Annotated in this window: 13 protein-coding genes and 1 pseudogene; 6 read left to right on the top strand and 8 right to left on the bottom strand. The window is 40.2% G+C overall.

Annotated features, from left to right (window positions below; genetic code table 11):
- Positions 1–8 precede the first annotated feature (8 nt).
- From H5154_RS00455 to H5154_RS24010, 4 genes and pseudogenes are all read right to left on the bottom strand, one after another.
- A complete protein-coding gene (locus tag H5154_RS00455; RefSeq protein WP_145237480.1) occupies positions 9–2,111 on the bottom strand; it encodes a flotillin family protein in 2,103 nt (700 codons plus the stop codon).
- Between the two features lie 62 nt (positions 2,112–2,173).
- A complete protein-coding gene (locus tag H5154_RS00450; RefSeq protein WP_257325469.1) occupies positions 2,174–2,797 on the bottom strand; it encodes a YqiJ family protein in 624 nt (207 codons plus the stop codon).
- 217 nt (positions 2,798–3,014) lie between these two features.
- Positions 3,015–4,505, bottom strand: coding sequence for a dipeptidase (locus tag H5154_RS00445; RefSeq protein WP_182717036.1), 1,491 nt, complete (start codon positions 4,503–4,505; stop codon positions 3,015–3,017).
- A 144-nt stretch (positions 4,506–4,649) separates the two neighbouring features.
- A pseudogene (locus tag H5154_RS24010) lies at positions 4,650–5,879 on the bottom strand (methyl-accepting chemotaxis protein); the annotation flags it as partial.
- A 471-nt stretch (positions 5,880–6,350) separates the two neighbouring features.
- Between H5154_RS24010 and H5154_RS00435 the strand changes: the two are divergent.
- The 3 genes from H5154_RS00435 (at position 6,351) to H5154_RS00425 (ending at position 9,204) form a co-directional block, all read left to right on the top strand.
- Positions 6,351–6,521, top strand: coding sequence for a DUF2986 domain-containing protein (locus H5154_RS00435; RefSeq protein WP_169020566.1), 171 nt, complete (start codon positions 6,351–6,353; stop codon positions 6,519–6,521).
- A 296-nt stretch (positions 6,522–6,817) separates the two neighbouring features.
- The gene (locus H5154_RS00430; protein WP_182717034.1) at positions 6,818–8,218 is read left to right on the top strand and encodes a pre-peptidase C-terminal domain-containing protein; all 1,401 of its coding nucleotides are present in this window, start codon (positions 6,818–6,820) and stop codon (positions 8,216–8,218) included.
- Between the two features lie 128 nt (positions 8,219–8,346).
- Positions 8,347–9,204: a GyrI-like domain-containing protein gene (locus H5154_RS00425; protein ID WP_182717033.1), complete on the top strand. Its 858-nt coding sequence runs from the start codon at positions 8,347–8,349 to the stop codon at positions 9,202–9,204.
- Between the two features lie 64 nt (positions 9,205–9,268).
- Here the strand turns inward: H5154_RS00425 and H5154_RS00420 are convergent, their stop codons facing one another.
- The gene (locus tag H5154_RS00420) at positions 9,269–10,237 is read right to left on the bottom strand and encodes a TDT family transporter (protein ID WP_182717032.1); all 969 of its coding nucleotides are present in this window, start codon (positions 10,235–10,237) and stop codon (positions 9,269–9,271) included.
- Positions 10,238–10,348: 111 nt separating this feature from the next.
- On the opposite strand from H5154_RS00420, the gene H5154_RS00415 reads away from it, so the two are divergent.
- The gene (locus H5154_RS00415; RefSeq protein ID WP_182717031.1) at positions 10,349–11,227 is read left to right on the top strand and encodes a LysR family transcriptional regulator; all 879 of its coding nucleotides are present in this window, start codon (positions 10,349–10,351) and stop codon (positions 11,225–11,227) included.
- Positions 11,228–11,269: 42 nt separating this feature from the next.
- On the opposite strand, the gene H5154_RS00410 is transcribed toward H5154_RS00415, so the two are convergent.
- Positions 11,270–13,420 (bottom strand): TonB-dependent receptor, encoded by a 2,151-nt coding sequence (locus H5154_RS00410; protein WP_182717030.1) that lies wholly within the window; start codon positions 13,418–13,420, stop codon positions 11,270–11,272.
- A gap of 447 nt (positions 13,421–13,867) precedes the next feature.
- Here H5154_RS00410 and H5154_RS00405 point away from each other — a divergent pair, with 447 nt between their 5' ends.
- The gene (locus H5154_RS00405) at positions 13,868–15,070 is read left to right on the top strand and encodes an MFS transporter (RefSeq protein WP_182717029.1); all 1,203 of its coding nucleotides are present in this window, start codon (positions 13,868–13,870) and stop codon (positions 15,068–15,070) included.
- 44 nt (positions 15,071–15,114) lie between these two features.
- Here H5154_RS00405 and H5154_RS00400 read toward each other — a convergent pair whose 3' ends face one another.
- Both H5154_RS00400 and H5154_RS00395 read right to left on the bottom strand, forming a co-directional pair.
- The gene (locus tag H5154_RS00400) at positions 15,115–15,312 is read right to left on the bottom strand and encodes a helix-turn-helix transcriptional regulator (protein WP_145237509.1); all 198 of its coding nucleotides are present in this window, start codon (positions 15,310–15,312) and stop codon (positions 15,115–15,117) included.
- Complete coding sequence (locus tag H5154_RS00395) at positions 15,309–15,743, bottom strand: hypothetical protein (protein WP_182717028.1); 435 nt, start codon at positions 15,741–15,743, stop codon at positions 15,309–15,311. Before H5154_RS00395 ends, H5154_RS00400 begins: the two co-directional genes overlap by 4 nt.
- A 232-nt stretch (positions 15,744–15,975) precedes the next feature.
- Between H5154_RS00395 and H5154_RS00390 the strand changes: the two genes are divergently transcribed.
- On the top strand, positions 15,976–19,194 hold the full coding sequence (locus tag H5154_RS00390; protein WP_182717027.1) for a winged helix-turn-helix domain-containing protein: 3,219 nt from the start codon (positions 15,976–15,978) through the stop codon (positions 19,192–19,194).
- The last annotated feature ends 16 nt before the right edge of the window (positions 19,195–19,210 follow it).

Genomic DNA, 19,210 nt, shown 5'->3' with positions numbered 1-19,210 from the left:
AAATTAAGCTAGTCTTTTGGATCTAGTTTAATTTTCTCATCTAACCCACCACCTAAGTTACCGCCTAACATGCTTAGTAATTGGCTTTTTTCAGCCGCAGAGGTATTACTTAACTGCTTTAATAACTTACTCATGTTGAAGTTTTTAAGTGTTTCGGCTGAGCCATTCGCCCCAGCTAACACCCCTTTTAGGTCTTCAATTAAATTACGATCACCATTTAAGTGATCTTTAAATACGGTTTGTACGGTTTTACTTTCATCAACTAAGCCATCAATTGATTTACCTAAACTAATTGCACTCATAAATTGATTAAAGAACTGACCATCGCCGCCCATAATATTAATATCAGCATTACCTAAGGCTTTCGCCATAATATGTGCTTGGTGCTCAGCAATGTCTTTGCTGGCCGAAATTTTTGCCAATACGAGCTCTTTTTGCTGGTTAAGCTGCAGCGTAAAGCTTTCGTAATCGCGAGCATCTTGATCCATTGCGTTCAAGGCTTGTAGCTTCTCTTCAAGGCCTTTTGCTTCGGCGCGCATCTTACGCTCTAGGTTAATCGCTTCCACTTCACCTTGTTTCTCATTCGCATCAGCCATGGCTGTTTGTACTTGCGCCTGAGATAAACCAATTTCACGATTACCTTGTGCTTCAGCTTCAAGTTTTTGACGCATTACTTTAGCATCAGTTTCACCTTGAATTGCATTTGCTTCGGCCTTCGCTTTAATAACATCCGCTTCAGCAAGCCCTTTAGCAGCTGTTTCAACTTGTTGCGCATGCGCCAAAATCTTTTTCGACTCAGCTTGTTGATTAGCAATTCTAAGCTCTGCATTGGCCATTGTTTCAAGCTCACGAGCTTTATATTCTGCGGCTTGCTCTTGCGCTTTTGCAGCTTCGATATCTTTTACTAATGACTGTTCGGCTTCGGCTTTGGCACGAATGATCATCGCACTCTTCTCGCGCTCTGCACCTGCGAGTACTTTCACATCTTTAATGCGCTCTTCTTCTTCAGCCACTGATTTTTCAACAATCACGCGATCACGCACTACATCGGCAATTTCTTTACGTTCTACTTCCAGTGCTTTTTCTTTATTGATGCGCAGGATTTCGGTTTCTCTTTCACGTTCGATCACTTCAATTTCACGTGAACGAGCAACTTTCTCTTCTTCAATACCCAAAACGCGTAATCGGTTTTGTTCGGCAATATCAAGCTCACGTTGCTTATTTTGCTCGCTAATGCCAATCGCTTCTTCTGTTTGAATGCGGGCTTGCTCTGATTTTAAGCGCTCTTCTTGGCGTACTTTTTCAGCTTCGGCATATTCGCGGGCTTTCACGGTTTCAATTTCGCGCACTTGACGTGACATTGCATCTTGCTTTTGACGCTCAATTTCCAGTGACTTTTCGGTGGCTTCTTGATTTTGGATCTCAATTTTAGCGCGTTCATCACACTTCAATTGATTGGTAGATACATTTTGTACTGCTGTCATTTCAGTGATGCGGCGAATACCTTCGGCATCGAGAATATTTTGCGGATCGAGCTTATCAATTGACGTTTGTTCAAGGTAATCAATAGCAACATCTTCAAGTGAATAACCCGATAAATCTTGGCCAATCACTTCTTTAATATTATCGCGAAATTCATTTCGGTGAGTAAATAACTCAACAAAATCCATTCGCTTACCAACAGTTTTAAGTGCTTCTGAGAATTTCGCTTCAAACAATTCTTGCAATGTGGCGTGCTCTGATGCACGGGCGCAACCGACTTGCTTAGCAACGCGTAAAATATCTTCTTTGTTTTCGTTAACACGAATATAAAAAGTAATGGCGATATCGGCGCGAATATTATCTTTACAGATCAAACCGCCTTTATCTTTACGCTCAAGCACCATGCGCTTGGTTGAAATGTCCATCACTTCCATTTTATGGATCACAGGATAAACAATTCCGCCCGTAGTGGTGACATCGGGCTCGTTCTTCATTTTATTAATGATCAGTGCTTGGCCTTGCTCTACCTTGCGATAAAACTTGCCGATAATTAGCAAAATAGCAAAAATAACAGCGATTGCTATACCTACAAATGTCAATATAGGTATGAGATTATCTAAAAATTCCATGTTATGTCCTAACGTGATTATCGATTTATTATGTGTTACTTACCCCTAAATAAACTAGGGTATTACCAAGGTTTGGCGGTAATAATGTAACAGTGTTGCTCTTTGAGGTGTTCAAGCAACACCGCTGTGTCACCTGATGTAAATTGCTCGTCATTTTCAGCTCTAACTTCAAGTAACTGCTCAGTACCTTGAAATTTAACCCGTGCTTGGCCAAATGTATTTGTTACTTTGCCAGTAACAACAACACATTCTAAACCCAGTAAATCTGAACTTTGCGAGGTTTGTGCGCTGCTAAAAAAGCGCTGTAATGGCCGAGAAATAATGGCCGCAATTGGCATAGCAATCAGCAAACAAACGCCCAGCATTAGCACGCCAAAAATATAAAACCACATACCATCGCCTAACAGGTAGGCAAAAAACTTATGGGCATAGATGCTGATCAACCAGCTACTCATCACTACGAGACTAATAGATACAGTAATTGGTATGCCACCAAACCCCATGCTAAACCATGAACTCAAGCCTGAGCTTTGCGACGCATCGGCTTCAATTTCTAGATCTGATTCAAACATGTCAATATCAGCAAAGCCAATAAGGGTTATTAGCCAAAACAACATCACAACTAACAACAGGGCTGAAAAAATAACGGTGGGGAAAGTAAGCGCTAAGTTTAAAAATTCCATCATTACAACTATCCATTTATTTTAAACGCAGTAGGCGATAAAACTTTTTATCATTTAGTCGCGTAAATGTTAAGTGTTTTATGGAAAATCAACGTTGTTAATATAAAAAATTGTAAATGAACGACTACTTTGAAACGTTAACTTAGCTTAATTAACGACTTAGAAGTAAAAAAACGCCGCAATTTAGCGGCGTTTTACTTTGTGTGTATGACGACCTAAGTTACATATTACCCAGCTTTATCATCATTGCTGTATACATTTTAAGGTTTAACTTAAGTTGCTCTAAGGTAATAAACTCATGCTCTGAGTGACCGGTGTAGCGCTTGCCTGGCATTGATGGCCCAAACGATACTGCATTATCAAATAACTTTGCATTGGTACCGCCACCAATAGATACAAATCCAGCCTCTTGATCACCGGTAAAGTGTTTAAAAATATCTAATAATGCTTGTGCATGAGGTGCGCTGTCGAGCAACATTGGCGTGCCAATCACCACATCAACACCAGATAACTTTACGTTATTTCTCACTTGCCAATTACTCAGTGCGGTATCAATTTGCGTACGTAATACCGCTTCATCTTTACCCATTGGACGACGTAAATTCACAGCGAGTGTGAGTTCATTACCATCACGTTCAATAAGCGTTGGTGCTACTGTCATAGGTCCCATAAAGTCATGTTTATAAGCAATATCACCAAACTGTTTGCCATGTATATCAAGACCAATTAGCTGATTAATAAACGCAATTGCTTGACCATCACTGTTATTCTCAAGCTCAATACCTTTAAAAGCTTCCGCTAAGTAAGCAATGGCGTTAACCCCAGATTCTGGCTCTGATGAATGAGCAGACAACCCTTTTACGCTGATAACAACACCATCAGCTTGCTCGCTAAAGTTAAATTCCACAGCGTTAAGCGCACTCGCTGCATGTTTAAGTTTGCTGACTAACGCAGTATCGGCGTTATGTAACACCACACTCGCATCTTCTGGTATTTGGCTTTTAAAAGCGCCGCCAGTAAGTTCACTTACATACACTCCTGTTTGTGCTGAGGTAGCATTAAACGTTGGTGCAATTAAGCTCCAACCTTTTTCCGCGACAACCACCGGGTATGACGCATCAATAGTAACCGCATATTTAGGCTGCTGATAGCTTTTCATAAACTCTTCAAGCGGACCCCAATCAGATTCTTCAGCTAAGTAAATCATCAACTCAATACGATTATTAAGTGTGATCTGTTGATCTTTTATAGCTTTCATTGCATATAAAGCGGTCGCGATAGCACCTTTATCATCTTCTGTTCCACGCGCAATTAATTTACCTGGCTCTGAGGTACTATCTATTTCAAACGGGCTTTTTTTCCACTTACTTGCGTTGGCAGGTTGCACATCGCCATGGGTTACTATGGTTACCTTTTCAGTTTGTTGCCCCATACCAATAAGTACGGTGTAACCTAAATCTTGGTAATCAAAACCAAGTTCAGCAGCTTTCATTTTTAACAAAGCTTTAAAGCCAATAAAGTCGGGATTATCAGGAGTATTGATGCCGTCTTTATTAACCGTCGGGAATGATACTAAATTAGCTAAGGTATGAATTTGCGCACTTTGGTAGGTATTTACAGCATAATCAGCAACGCTGTCATTAATCTTATTTAATTTTGCATGTGCGTTAAAGGCCAATAAAGCGATACTAGCTAAAGCTAATTTTTTCAAAACAAGTCCCATTCAATTAACAACTAAGAATCACAATTATAACGCTCTGGCTTAATAACGAACAATGCTTTGCGATAGACCGACAACTTATTATTAATAAAACATAGAGCAAAGCAGCTAGGTAAATAATAGGCTGTAAGAAACTTAAGGTTTCATCTGATCAACCATTTCAACAAAACGTTTAACCCCTTGCGTAATTTCACTTAACCCTTGAGATACTTCTAAAATACTTTCTTGCCCTTCGTTTGCAATACCAGCGACAGATCCTAATAGTTCATCCATTTGACTTATCAACGCTTGAGTTTGCTCAACGACACGGCCTATCTCTGCGGTCGATTCTGCGGTATTACTTGCAAGTGTGCGCACCTCATCAGCAACGACAGCAAAGCCACGTCCAGCTTCACCAGCTCGAGCAGCTTCAATTGCAGCATTAAGTGCAAGTAAGTTTGTTTGATCTGCAATAGATCGAATAGTAACCACAATATCAACTATACTTTTAGACTGTATTTTAAGCTCTTTCCCTGTTGCCGTTGCATTATTAACTCGTTCAGCAATGTTTTTTGATGTTTCAACAGCTAAGCCTAAAATATTTACTGCATTGGAAGTTACTTGACTGGTTTCCTCTGAAATAGTCGCAGCTTGATCAATCGTGTTAAATGCTAAGTTAACGCGCTCTGTTATGTCTGATGCAAACTTAATAACTTTATATACCTTACCGTTTTCATCAAAGATTGGATTGTAAGTTGCCTCAAGCCACAAAATGCGACCATCTTTGCTAAATCTCTTAAAACGACCTGAATTAAATCGTCCCTTACTAAGGCTCTGCCAAAACTCTGGATTTTTAAGATAAAACTCTTTATCACAAAATATTTTATGATGTTTTCCTTTTACTTCTTCAAGTGAATAATGAACGGTTGATAAAAAGTTTTCATTAGCATCTAAAATATTTCCTTGTGTATCAAACTCAATGACTGCTAACGATAGATCTAGCGCATTAAGAATTGCATCTTTGTTCTTCAACACATTATTTATAGTCGTGATGTCATTGGCAATTTTAATAACTTTACTTACGCTGCCATCATCTTCTACAACTGGAAAATAATTTGCTTCTAAATAAATAGGAACCTTAGTTTTTGTAAAACGTAAAAAAGTACCACCAAATGATTTTCCCGCACTTAAATCTTGCCAGAAATGGCGATAGTCCTCAGAATTTACATAGTCTGAATCACAAAATATTTTATGATGTTGGCCAACAATCTCACTAAGCTTAAACCCCATTACATCTAAAAAATGTTTATTAGCATCAACAATGATGCCATCCACTGTAAAACTAATAAAAGCTATATTAGATTTAATTGCATTTAGCTCTTTTTGAGCCTGAGAGGTCATTGGGTCAGTTTGTTTATGTTTATCTAAAACAGCATTCTTTGACTTAAAAAACATCATTTTATCCTTTGACTGTATCATTCTTATTAGCTATTTAAATCATAGAATTAACAACACTACTCTTTAACAGCCACACTTTAATTGTGACTACTATTCACTACCATTTAGTAACAAAACTCAATAATATCTAATAGTTGAGAATTTTAAAAAGAGCAAGATTAGTCATCAAATTAGTAAGGGGTATTACAGAAAACGCAGGAGATATAAACGATAATATTATAGGGATAGTTGAGTTTCTAAAATAAATGAGCTATCAGTAAATCTTGTTACTTTTGAGCAACTAAATTTTTAATGTGTTAGAGCATTTAAAATGCCCACATAACAAACATTTTATAAATTTATTAGTCATATTTGCATACAACGAAGTATAATGCGCATCTTAAAATTATGGGGTCAATCATGAATCGCAGAAAGAAAATCGTTACAAAGTTTAATAACAAAGATAAGCGCGCAAATGCAAAATTACATAAAAGTAATAAGCCTGCTTATGTGTCTAAAGCTGAACGTGAAAGATTGGCACTACTCGCTCAAGAACAGCAAATAGACACTTTAAACGATGAAGCGTGTTGATAAATCAATAAAAACAAAAACTTGAGACGAAGTGAAATAAAGGTTAATAAATAGTTGCAAATTGCACATCCAACTGTAATATTGAATATTCAGCAACAATGCTGAAACACACCAATAATCACTTAGGAGGCATAAATGAACAAACTATTTATTATCGCTCCTAGTGCTCCTCAAGAATGTTCTGTCAACTATCATTTAAGTGAATGGTTCGACGAATAAAAAAACCTGAATAATTTAAAAGCAATAATGCCTCGCAGTAGGAAGGCTTCTATGTAATTAAAATTCAGGTAACAATAATGAAAAGAAAACTCTCAATTCTTAATGGATCACTAGCCGCGTGCATGTTTTTTTCGTTTGCAAGTAATGCTTGTTTAACAAACGAAGTTGAATCAAACGACACTGAAAGCAATGCAAATTCCCCACTTTGTAGTAATACCACCGTTGCAGGCTCGTTGAGCCGCAATGATACTGATTGGTTTAGCTTTGAAGTAACTCAAGTCGGGCCTATTGAGGTCAGCCTTGAGCACAACACTAACGATGATTTTGACTGGGCATTATACCAAGAAATAGGATCTGCTGTTGCCGAAGGGGCGACCAGTAATGTTCCAGAAACAGGCAGTTATAACGCACAATCAACGGGTACTTATTATGTAAAAGTAACGCGTTACTCCGGTACAGGTTGGTACGATTTAACGGTCAATTTTGGTGAAGGTAGTAACACCGGTGGCGGAAGTGGCAGCGGTGATTGTGGCTATAGCTCTCGCCCTGCAAAGCCAAGTTCATTACAAGCATATTTACAAGGTGGCAGTGCTGATTCATGCAGCACATTAACAGCTGATCAAGGTGCTGTATTACTGATGGGTGGTGGCAGCGATGTTGATCAAGCATTTAGTAATCGCGTTGCTAACCATGTTGGCAGCGGTGCCGATGTTGTTGTGCTTAGAACCTCAGGTACTGACGCCTACAACGATTATTTACTGAACTTAATGAATGCCGACTCAGTAGAAACACTGATCATTGATACTCGCAACAAAGCGAATGATGACTATGTTGACTGGGCTATCCGCAGCGCCGAATTTGTATGGATTGCAGGCGGTGACCAATCAGATTATCTTAATCAATGGCAAGGTACAAAAGTACAAACCGCTGTGCAACACGTTTTTGATAAAGGCGGTGTCGTTGGCGGAACGTCTGCAGGCATGGCGTTAATGGCAAACAGCGTGTACGACCCAGATGGCGTTGCTGGCGCAGTATCAGATGAAGTAGTCACTGACTTTTGCCACGAAACACTTAACTTCAGCAGTCGATTTATTGATGTGCCTGTATTAAACAACAGCTTAACCGATACGCACTTCCAAGAACGTGACAGAATGGGGCGTGCCATCGTGTCTTTAGGCCATCACAGCAATCAGTATTTTTCTATTGCAGCCAGTGAGGCAACCTCACTGTTCATCGATGCCTCTGGTACAGGTGTTGTTGACGGCAGCAATGAAGTTTACATCTTTAAAGAAACGGCTAATACGCAAAGAGTGACATTGCAATGTGGGAGCCCAGTAAACTATCAAAATATTAATAGAGTAAAGCTACTACCTGGTGATAATTACAATGTGGTTAGCCACGCTCATAATGGTATGCAACTAGACGTGAGCATTAATGGTAATAACAATAACTTCTACTCCCCTATCAATCCTTATTAATTCCCCCAGTTAAGAGCCCTTTGGGCTCTTTTTTATTTAAAAAGCAACTTGAGCAATTTCAATCAGGCAGGCATTCTCTTACTTTGTCACACTGACGCCACTTCTGAATAAAAGTATAACGAGTAACTATGAAAAACACGCACCTACAGCGCATCCATCATGTCTGTGATTATATAAACCACCATATTGATGAGCCACTTACATTAGATAGTTTAAGTGCCGTTGCCTATTGTTCTAAATTTCATTTTCATCGTTTATTTATCTCAATAATGGGGGTAAGCGTTACTAAGTACACGCAATTTGCTCGCTTAAAGCGCGCCTCTTATCGGCTTGCTTTTGAGCATCACAAACGCATTATTGATATTGCATTAGAGGCAAGTTTTGAAAGTCCTGAAGCTTTTAGTCGTGCTTTCAAACGTGTTTTTGCTCAATCCCCAACTCAATTCAGAAGCACACCAAACTGGCCACATTGGCAAGCGCAGTTTGACTTTAAAATACCTGAATTAAAGGTTAGTAATATGAAAGTAGAAATTGTTCACTTTGCACCGCAAGCTGTTGCGTTGCTTACCCACAACGGTTCGGCCACTAAGCTTATGGAAACAGCCGCACAGTTTATTAAATGGCGAAAAGAGTCAGGCTTATCACCGGTAAAAACCAGTGATACTTATGGCATCCCTTATAGCGATCCTGCGGTGACTGACGACAACGATTTTCGCTTTGACTTCGCCGGCAGCGTCAAGCAACCAATTAGCGATAATCAATATGGCGTAAGAAATGGTGAGATCCCGGCAGGTCGCTGCGCTTTAGTCAAGCACTTTGGCAGTCATGACACTATCAGCGACACTGTTTATTATCTATATCGTCAATGGTTACCAAACAGCACTGAAGAAGTTAGAGATTTTCCGTGCTTCTTTCATTACTTAAATCTCATTCATGAAGTAGATGAGTGTGATTTAATAACTGATATTTACTTGCCGCTAAAATAATAATTAACCGCAGAGGCAAAATCTCATTATTGCCTCTTCGTTCTGTATTCATACTATTACAATTTCACACCTTCAAGCCGTTTAAAGCCAAGGAACTAAAATAATGCGTATAACGGATCGCTACATAGCCAACCACAGCGCTTGCTACTAGCAATTCAACTACCGCTAAATGATGTATTTGGTTTATAAACTGTACATCAACATTCATAGTTAGCATCCAATCCGCGAGTTTAAATAACGCCGTAGCACCAATGACCATGGGAAAGGTAAATGCAGCAAACCCAGGGCAAAACCTGCGGCGTAGTAATTTAAAAAATGCCGTATAAATAATGAGTGTCATTAGTATGGCAATACCAAATAACCCCCCAATTATCACTGGCGACGGCTGGGTCACTACAGTGAAATACCCCGCCAACGATAAGCTTGCCGGCGCAGCTAATATAGCTAATGTGGGCTGTGCAGCATCAGGAATTTGCTCAGCAAATATTATCCGGTAAATCATTAACGGCAACATAACTGCGTACATTAACATGCCAAAATAAAGTGCTGCTTGTGCTAAAAACAACAGTGCTGGGTTACCCGAGAACGCGACATCGGCAACAATAATACCCACCGGTGGTACAAACCAACTTGGCACCATGTGCTCAATTTTAAACTCACGAACACGATGAATAATAAAGCTCAATAAAAATCCCAAGTGCAATAAAAATGCGCCTACCCAAAGCACATCCCCTGCTAATGGATTAACGTGCCCTAACGAATTAGATACCACCAACGTTGCCATAGCAAAAGTAGGCACAACGCTACCTACAACAGGGTGCGCTAAATCGGCCTTTAATAAGTGTGGGTACAGTAAAAATTTTAAGCCAAGTATTAATAATAATGCGCTCGCAATTGCCGCCCCAGTGTATTGCGCTGCGCCATTTACATTAAACATATTTTCCCAAGCCCAACCAAGGCTGGCTATGCCTAATGCTAATCCACCCATTGGGGTAGGTGCGGTTATTACTTTGGCTTTTATATAATTAAACATGTTTATACTCCACACTCACTGTTTATCTTATAAAGAAGTTTAACCTTGCATTTTGTTTAGTTAAATCTAATTATATAGAACACATGTTCATAAAAATTAAACACCAAGCTCATGAATATTTCTCTTAAACAACTTAAAGTGTTTGTAGGTATTACTCAGCATGCAACACTTACCGCAGCCTCTGAGCGGCTTTACTTGTCTAAAGCGGCGGTGAGCATGGCGCTTAGCGAGCTTGAAAAGCAGTTAGGTCACCCACTGTTTGACCGAGTAAATCATCGCTTAATTTTAAATCAAGAAGGGCAAAAATTACTGCCCTTGGCCGATGAATTACTGCACAGAGCAAATGATATTAATACGCTTTTTTCGTCCCACGCAAAAGCCAGCGGCACCTTAAAAATAGGTGCCAGCGATACCATTGGTAATCATGTGTTACCCTCTATACTTAGTGGATTTCGCCAACAACAGCTGCATTATTCACAGCAAGTTTTTATTTCAAATTCTGAGCTTATTTGTCAAAAACTGCGCGATTTTGAACTCGACATTGCACTAATAGAGGGCCAAGCCCAGCAAAGCGACTTAGTCTCAACCGTGTTTAGTAAAGACACTATGTGTATTATTGCGCCGCTGTCCCACCCTTTAGCTAAAAAACCACAGCTTAGTTTTAATGACTTAGCAAACAGCGAATGGGTATTAAGGGAAGCCGGCTCTGGTTCACGCTCATTCTTTTTACAAAACCTCGCTACACATATCGATAATTGGAGCCAAAGTTTTGAGCTCAATACCACAGAGGCATTGATCAACAGCGTTGCTGAAGGGTTAGGGCTGGGATGTTTATCGTCACTCGCGGCACAATACGCTTTACAAGATGGCCGCGTTACAAAACTTAATTTAAACCACCCTATGCAAAGGCAATTTTGGTTAGTAATGCATAAAGACAAATATAAAAACCCGTTGCTAACGCAGTTTATAGATTTTTGTGATCAGCTATAATGTAGCCATGCTAAACATCATGGCTACATTTAGGTAGTTTACTTAAAATGCGTAGCTGATACCGGCATTAACCGAGCGACCTTGTCCTGCTAATTGGTTAAAGCCTTGGCCTTGATCCACATTAAACTGGGCAATACTGACTCCGCCTAAAGGCTGCTGGTAGTATTCGTCAAGTAAATTAGTAATTGCCAACTTAACTGTTAGCTTATCCCATGTCGCCTTGGTTGCTAAATTCACTAAGCTATAGTTGGCTGATAGATTTTCAATACGACGTGGATCTACACGCGTTTTGCTATCTACCCACTCCCAGCTCAATGAGTTTTGCCATTTACCGAGTTGTTGCTCAAGGGCTATTTTGCTATGCAGTGGCATTATTTGATATAACGGCTCATCACTGTCATCACGCTCGCCATGGGTGCTAGTAAGCGCGGCGGTTAAATCCCATGTGCCTGCATTTTTACTATCAACAACACGGATAATACCTTCAAGCTTAGTGCCATAAAGTGTGGCGTCTAAATTGGTAAATTGCAGGGTATTACGCTCAGTTAATGCCTTATCTGTGCGGTTAGTACTGCCAACAACAGTAACATCAATATAATCATTTACTTGGGTATACCAAGCGTTAGCTGTTATTTGCCACTGACCATCTTCTGCCGATTTAGTGTAACTGGTGCTGATGGTATGCGCGGTTTCGGCTACTAAGTCTGGGTTACCAATATAACCATTACCATCACCAAACCAACCAATCATACTGGTCGACATTGTGCTGACACCCCAGCTATAACGTTCATATAAATTAGGCGCACGATTTTTACGTGCTAAGCCAAATTGTAGTTCATCTTCATTCGTAATTTGGTAGCGTAACAATAGGCTGGCATCCACAAGCGTGTCACTGCGCGCGCGATCCATGGCATTAAACTCTTTTGCAGCATCTTTATTTGGATCTGCCATATTCATTGCTGGCATACTTCCCATACCTGACATTCCATTCATGCCATCACCCATGTCTGAATATGGCTGCACTTCACCGGTATCCGTTTGCACATATTCAATACGCGTACCAGCAGAGACCCACCACTTGTTATTTAGCTGCTTTTGCAGCTCAGCAAAACCGGTGTAGCGGTCACGTTCACCGTCATTAATATTTACATAGTCGTTAGGCCCCATCATCATTGAGCCTTCAATCGCAGGCCACCAATCATCAATGCGGTAACCATAGTATTCTTGGCCGAGCAGTAATACAGTGTCAGCATCAAAGTCTAAACGCCAATTAAGTTGATAACTGATATCTTGCGCGTCGGTATTCATCGGCATCATGCCGGTTTTTTCAGCGCTGAAAAAACCCATTTCGTGCTTTACATCATTAAAGTTTATTTGCGCTCGAAACTCACCACTTTCAAGCTGGCGTTTATACTGAGTGACTATGCCATAACTGGTGTTATCCGTCATATCCATATATTGATTAGCAAAGCCCTGAAAGGGTATTTTTTGATGCGTTAATTTAACCACTAGCTGTTGTTTTTCATCTCGCAGCGCTGCGGTTAATGCATGATTTTGCACGCGATATAGAGTATCTAATACTAAATCACCATTACCATCGTCATAACTATCAGCGTCTTCAAAGGCACCTTGATAATTTAAACTAAAGCTGTCACTGGCAAGTCGTGCGCCAACACCAACCGCTTGCGCATTATTTACACTGCGATACTGCGCCGACACATAACCTGAATGCCACACTAACATATCACTCTCACCATATTGCGGAGCAATGGTGTTTACTACAATAACGCCGGCAATGTTATCGCCACCAGCGCTTACTGGCGAAATACCTGCAATCACTTGATAAGACGATAGCTGATTAGCCGAAATATAAGATAATGGTGGGTTCATCTGATTGCCACAGGCCGCAGTAATATCTGCGCCATCGACCAGTACTTTAACTCTATCGCCCATCATGCCATTTAATATAGGTAAACTAGAAATGCCACCTGCCGCAGAGAAATCCACCCCCAACTCAGTTAAAAGCTGTTCAGCAGAACCTAAATTTGCATGGCTGTTAACGTTTTGGCCCTGTACTTCAATCACTTCAATTGAATCATCAGCCAGTACATAAGGAGAGACTAAACTCGCAATGCAAAGTGCTAACGGAGAAAGTGCATAACGTGAATTGATAGGTGGATTGTGGTTGCTCATTTTATTCTTTAATTACAGCAGGTTTAAGATAAGCAAAGTATATAACTTGACGACAACACTGAACACGCGACAAATTGTCGCACCCCAAGCTCTGACTCGATGTTTATTGTTCTTATTTTAAACACGCTTATAACTTTTAAAAGGCTGTTTAAACACTAAAAGCATAAAATAGCCACGACCACTGAAAATTTATTTTTCATCAGCATACCGCTTAATAACCAAGGTTAATATATCAAGTCATTGAAAATTAGAACGTTCCTATTCAGCCAAAAACGCTGCAATCTAAAATCGTATTTTCTGCTCTAAATACACTGTTTTTAGTGCAAGACGCTGACTTATTTTTATCATACAATCGCGGTTTAATTGGTTCTTCAAAATTGCAGTTTCCTGCTTTTTATTAAATAAATCATTCATATTTTGTCGTCAGTCTTTTTACAAGGGTTATCTATGTCACCTGAACCTAGCGTCGTGAACAATACGCTAAGCACTACCGCTATTTTGTTAGTACTTGCACTGGGTACTTTTATTTTAGGATTATCGGAATTTTCGATGATGCCGATGCTGCCATTGTTCAGCGAAACATTTGCCTCAACACCAGCACAAAGCGGTTATACCATTAGCGCCTATGCGATTGGCGTAGTGATCGGCGCACCGTTTTTTATGATCACCACAACAAACATGCGCAAGCGTAATGCTTTGCTATTATTTGTGTCGATGATGTTTATATTTAACGGCTTAAGCGCATTTGCTAATTCGTTAGAGCAGCTTATATTATTTCGCTTTTTAAGTGGTTTACCCCACGGAGCTTATTTTGCTGTTGCCATTTTATTAGCCGCAGATATAGCACCTGCCAATAAACGCGCCAGCTTTATGTCTAAAGTATTTATGGGCCTTACCATAGCAACGATTGTTGGCGTGCCTATGGTTACTTTAGTCGGTCAAAATTTTAGTTGGCGTTATTGTTTAGCGGGCACCGCAGTGCTGGCACTTGTTGCGTTAATTCTAATTGTAAAGTTCATACCAAACACAAAAAATTCAGCCCCTTCGTCGTTATTAAGCGAGTTGAGCGTACTGAAAAATAAGCTGGTTTGGTCAATTTTAGGGATCATTATTGTTGGCTTTGGCGGGGTGTTTTGCATTTATACTTATATTGCCGATACAATTTTAGTGGTCACCCACACACCAGCCTACACTATATCAATTGCAATGGTTATGTTCGGTATTGGTTGTACGCTGGGAAACTATATTTTAGGTAAAGCGGCGGATCATTCGCCCCTTAAAACCACTGGTATAGCACTTGTTGGCGCAATCGTTTTTGCTACAACTTATGTAATGGCAAGCCATAACATTTGGTTACTTTATGCAGTTATATTTTTTATTGGTTTTAGTGTCGGACTTGGCACAGTTATCCAAACTATGTTGATGGATGTATCTCCGCATGGGCACGCAATGATTGGCGCACTTGTACAATGCGCATTCAATACTGCAAATGCAATTGGTCCTTGGGTTGGCGGCTTAGCAATTGCACAAGGCGCGCAACCTAATCAAACCGGCTATGTCGCCGCAGTGTTATTTGCTGGTGGATTTATCATGTGGTTACTGAGTGCATTGCAAATGGGTAAACAAAAACCGCAATTAGTTGCCCCATAAACAGCACTACACTCTGCGTACTTTAAGCACGCAGAGTGTAGAATTTATACCTCTTCATCTTGAAAGATATCTTCAATTTTTAATTTAAATAAACGAGCTGCTTTAAACGCTAATGGTAAACTAGGATCGAACTTGCCTTTTTCGATAGCATTCACCGTTTGCCTTGATACATCAAGTAGCTCTGCTAATTTTGCCTGAGTAAGGTCATGCTCTGCGCGCAATACTTTAAGGCGGTTTTTCATTCTTCGTCCTCAGCGCCAAGTTGTTTATTCATCACTACGACAGACACTAAATAAGTTATCCCCATAAACATCACTAAATGGGAAATCCCTTGTCGAAACGAAATTACCCCGCTCGTTTGTAATACCGAGTATGCTAAACCAAATACTAAACTCCCTCCTAAGGTAATCGCCATCGCATTTAAATGTAACCGTTGCTGCAATTCATCTAAGCCAGCTAAATGGCGTTTATTTGCCATAATCATCATAATACCTGCGAAAACATTAACCATAATTGCCACTATACTAAGTAGCGTGTTCTGCTCGCCCCACAGCAACAATGGCCCGAATGACGCAAGCGCCAAAGTTAAAACCCACGCCAGAGTCCACTTTGCTAAATAAACAGCGTTTAGTTTGTTGCGTTGTTTGAATGTTAATCCTGTTTGTTGTTTCATGCTCTCGCCTTTTTAGTCAAGTAAACTTGACTAAGTATTGTTGAGGTTCACAGAAAAGTCAAGCAAGCTTTACATAAAGTAATGTATAGCAGACATAGCTTGTACCGTGACTGTTTAATAAAGCTTTTTAACGTTTAACTCAGAATATTGTATTAACTTATTGCTTGCAGTAGGATAAAACAAAGCTGTTTAAAGCAACCTCAATTTTAACAATAACAATGATGAGCCCTGCATGCGTAAATCTGTTTTCTTTGTCGGTGAATGGCAAGTAACACCTGCCACCAATAGCTTACGACGAGGTGCGCAAGTCAAACAACTTGAGCCCAAAGCGATGGATGTTTTATTGTTATTATGCGAAAAACAAGGAGAATTAGTTAGCAGTGACGAGATCATTAACCATTGTTGGCGCACTGTTGCGGTGGGCGATAATCCATTGCACAAAGTTATCACGCAATTACGTAAAGCATTTGACGACAAAGCCAGTGATCCGCAATACATAGAGACAATCCGCAAGCGCGGCTACCGCGTTATCGCCAAAATAGAGCTCCCTCTCGATGAAGAACAAAAAGCCAGCCATAGTAAATGGCAAGGCAGCTCACCCTTTGTTGGCTTAAGCGCGTTTACTCCCAATGAAGCCGATGTTTTTTTTGGCCGCAGCAAACAAATAAATACACTATTACAACGGGTATCGGCACAAATAAGTTTTGGCCGTGCTTTTAGCTTATTGCTCGGCTCTAGTGGCTCAGGTAAATCATCTTTAGTCAATGCAGGTATATTACCGGCATTAATGAGTGAATCAGGCTTTGATGGCTTTCGGGTTGAGTCATACTGCCAACTTGATTTTGCTGATATAACTAAAGATCGGTTATTTCTCGATTTAGCCTCTACCCTACTTGATTTAGAAATCAACGACGCCCCGGTGCTTAGTGATATGAGTGCCGACACTTTGAGCGAGTTATTACAAAACGCGCCCGAGCAAGTTATTGAGGGTTGCCAAATGGCTGTAAAGCAAAGCCAAACAGCCCATATAAAACCGTATTTATTTTTATTTATCGACCGCCTTGAAGTATTACTGTCGTCGCCAGTATTTAGCGAGCAAGAGCGCAGCCAGTTTTTAACAATTATAGAGTTACTGGCCACCAGTAACTGCATGATTATATTTAGCGCCTGTCGAAATGACTTTTATCCGCAAGTGGTTAATCAACCTAGCTTAATGGCGGGCAAAGCCAATGGCGCCCATTTTGACTTACTGCCGCCCACTCGCACTGAATTAAAACAGATGATCCGCCTGCCAGCTTTAGCCGCAGGGCTTAGTTGGCAGCTTGACCCTGAGCACCAAACCCCACTGGATGAAATACTCTGTAACGAAACCGCCAATAACCCCGACGCCCTGCCAATGCTGCAATACACTTTGCAACAACTGTACTTACAGCGCAGCGAAAACGATGAGCTATTAGTCTCACAATACCAAGCATTGGGCGGTATTGAAGGCGCGATTGGCCAAAAAGCTGAGCACGTTTTTACACAACTGCCCAAGCAACAACAATCCCAGCTGAGCTTGGTATTATCAAAACTAATTACCCTGCACGCCGATGGCGAAACCCTCACCAGCCGCGCAGCCCGTTGGGATGAACTCACCACCCCGGCACAAACACAACTTGCACAAGCGATGGTCGATAGCCGCTTATTTGTATCGCACCTTAAAAACGAGCAAGCCTGTTTTAGTTTGGCACACGAAGCGCTACTACGTCAGTGGCAACGTGCCATAGACTGGATAAACCACCACCAACAAAGCTTAGCCATTAAAAGTCGCTTGCAAATCGCCACCGAGCGTTGGTTAAACGAGCAAAAACATGCCGACTTTTTATTAGCCCAGGGCAAGCCGTTACAAGAAGCACAAAGCCTGATAAATAACGCTATGTTTACCCTCAGCGCTGCTGAACTGAGCTTAATTAAAGCATCAAACCGCAGGGCAAAACGTAAAAAAACAGTGTTACAAGCCACCGCGGTTGCACTTATTTTACTCAGTTTTATAGCCACCTTTATGAGCGTACGCAGCTACCACGCCGAGCAAGTTGCGCAGCAAAAACGCTTAGAAGCCGAAAGCCTACTTGGTTTTATGGTGGGTGAATTTGCCGATAAACTGCGTAGCGTTAAACGTATGGATTTGCTCGATGGTATTAGCAATAAAGCGCTGGAGTATTTTACTAATCAAGCTGATGAGGACAACTCTCTCTTTCGCTTTACAGACCAAAAAACCGAATTTAACAACCGCTTTCAATATGCACAAACCCTTGAGGCAATGGGAGAAGTAGCCTATTCCCGCGGTAAAACCATTGAGGCCTATACCGCGTTTGAGAGCGCCCGCACCCGACTTGAGGCATTATTAAAAACCCAACCTAGCAACTTAGAGTTACTTACGCTTGCGGGTGCCAATGCCTTTTGGTTAGGGCAGCTTCATTATGATAAAAGTGATTACGCTGCCACAGAGCCAATGTTTAAAAAATACCAAGCCTATAGTGAAACAATGTACTCCCTAGCACCCAATGACTTTAACTCCATTATGGAGTTGTCTTATTCACATAACTCTCTCGGCTCGTTATATTTAAAACAATTCAACTATGCTGCTGCAAAACAAAGCTTCACAGAGTCGCTAAATCTTAAAAACAAAGCACTCGAGCTTAAACCCAACAATAAAAACTTATTACGTGATAAAACAGATACAATTAGCTGGCTTGCCAGTACAGAAGAAAATTTGGGTAATTTTAATACGGCATTAACAATGTTAGAAAATGCATCTAATGAATTGAATAATATTTTGGCACAATACCCCAATGATGCCAGTTTATTCAACAGTCTTGCTAACACTTATATACAACAGAGTTACTTGCTCAGCTATTTTCCTAATAAGCTACGTGCCTATATAAAGGCAAAACAAGCCACAGAGGTAATAAATAAAGCCCGGCTTCAGGATCCAAAAAATAATAAGTTTCAACGTATGTATCATCAATTTTTAGCGCATCAATTGTTACTATCTGATGATGTAAACATAGACATGCGGATTGAAGGCATTATTAACTTTATTAAGGAAAAAAGCTTGTCTGATAAAAAGATTGTAAATACACAGATTAGCCTTATTCACTATTTCATAAAAATAAAATCATGGCAAAAAGCACAAGAATTATTAGAAAAAATTGAAGGAAAAGTTGAAAATAAAATAGTTATAATAAATATAAGCTTAATAAAAGCAAAATTAGCTGTTAATAAAAATGCACAAGTAAAATTGTGTGAACAAGCTATTACCATCATGTCCGAAATTACAAAAACAACCCAAAGCGTAAAAATCACTTACCCGCTTGTACAAGCATATACATGCTTAAACAAAGAAAACGAAATTTCAGAAATAAAAGCAAGCCTAGTAAACTTAGGCATTAACAATTTTCAACTATGAACATTAATAAAAAAGG

It is taken from the genome of Pseudoalteromonas sp. SR44-5, assembly GCF_014163675.1.
GTDB classification, from domain to species: Bacteria; Pseudomonadota; Gammaproteobacteria; order Enterobacterales; family Alteromonadaceae; genus Pseudoalteromonas; species Pseudoalteromonas rhizosphaerae.
The sequence above is the reverse complement of the archived record's forward strand: the minus strand, read 5'-3'. Positions and strand labels throughout refer to the sequence as shown.

Excerpts from the sequence above, each read along its gene's own strand:
- H5154_RS00455 (WP_145237480.1), bottom strand. The coding sequence starts at position 2,111 with ATGGAATTTTTAGATAATCTCATACCTATATTGACATTTGTAGGTATA.
- H5154_RS00450 (WP_257325469.1), bottom strand. The coding sequence starts at position 2,797 with ATGATGGAATTTTTAAACTTAGCGCTTACTTTCCCCACCGTTATTTTT.
- H5154_RS00435 (WP_169020566.1), top strand. The coding sequence starts at position 6,351 with ATGAATCGCAGAAAGAAAATCGTTACAAAGTTTAATAACAAAGATAAG.
- H5154_RS00430 (WP_182717034.1), top strand. The coding sequence starts at position 6,818 with ATGAAAAGAAAACTCTCAATTCTTAATGGATCACTAGCCGCGTGCATG.
- H5154_RS00425 (WP_182717033.1), top strand. The coding sequence starts at position 8,347 with ATGAAAAACACGCACCTACAGCGCATCCATCATGTCTGTGATTATATA.
- H5154_RS00420 (WP_182717032.1), bottom strand. The coding sequence starts at position 10,237 with ATGTTTAATTATATAAAAGCCAAAGTAATAACCGCACCTACCCCAATG.
- H5154_RS00415 (WP_182717031.1), top strand. The coding sequence starts at position 10,349 with ATGAATATTTCTCTTAAACAACTTAAAGTGTTTGTAGGTATTACTCAG.
- H5154_RS00410 (WP_182717030.1), bottom strand. The coding sequence starts at position 13,420 with ATGAGCAACCACAATCCACCTATCAATTCACGTTATGCACTTTCTCCG.
- H5154_RS00405 (WP_182717029.1), top strand. The coding sequence starts at position 13,868 with ATGTCACCTGAACCTAGCGTCGTGAACAATACGCTAAGCACTACCGCT.
- H5154_RS00400 (WP_145237509.1), bottom strand. The coding sequence starts at position 15,312 with ATGAAAAACCGCCTTAAAGTATTGCGCGCAGAGCATGACCTTACTCAG.
- H5154_RS00395 (WP_182717028.1), bottom strand. The coding sequence starts at position 15,743 with ATGAAACAACAAACAGGATTAACATTCAAACAACGCAACAAACTAAAC.
- H5154_RS00390 (WP_182717027.1), top strand. The coding sequence starts at position 15,976 with ATGCGTAAATCTGTTTTCTTTGTCGGTGAATGGCAAGTAACACCTGCC.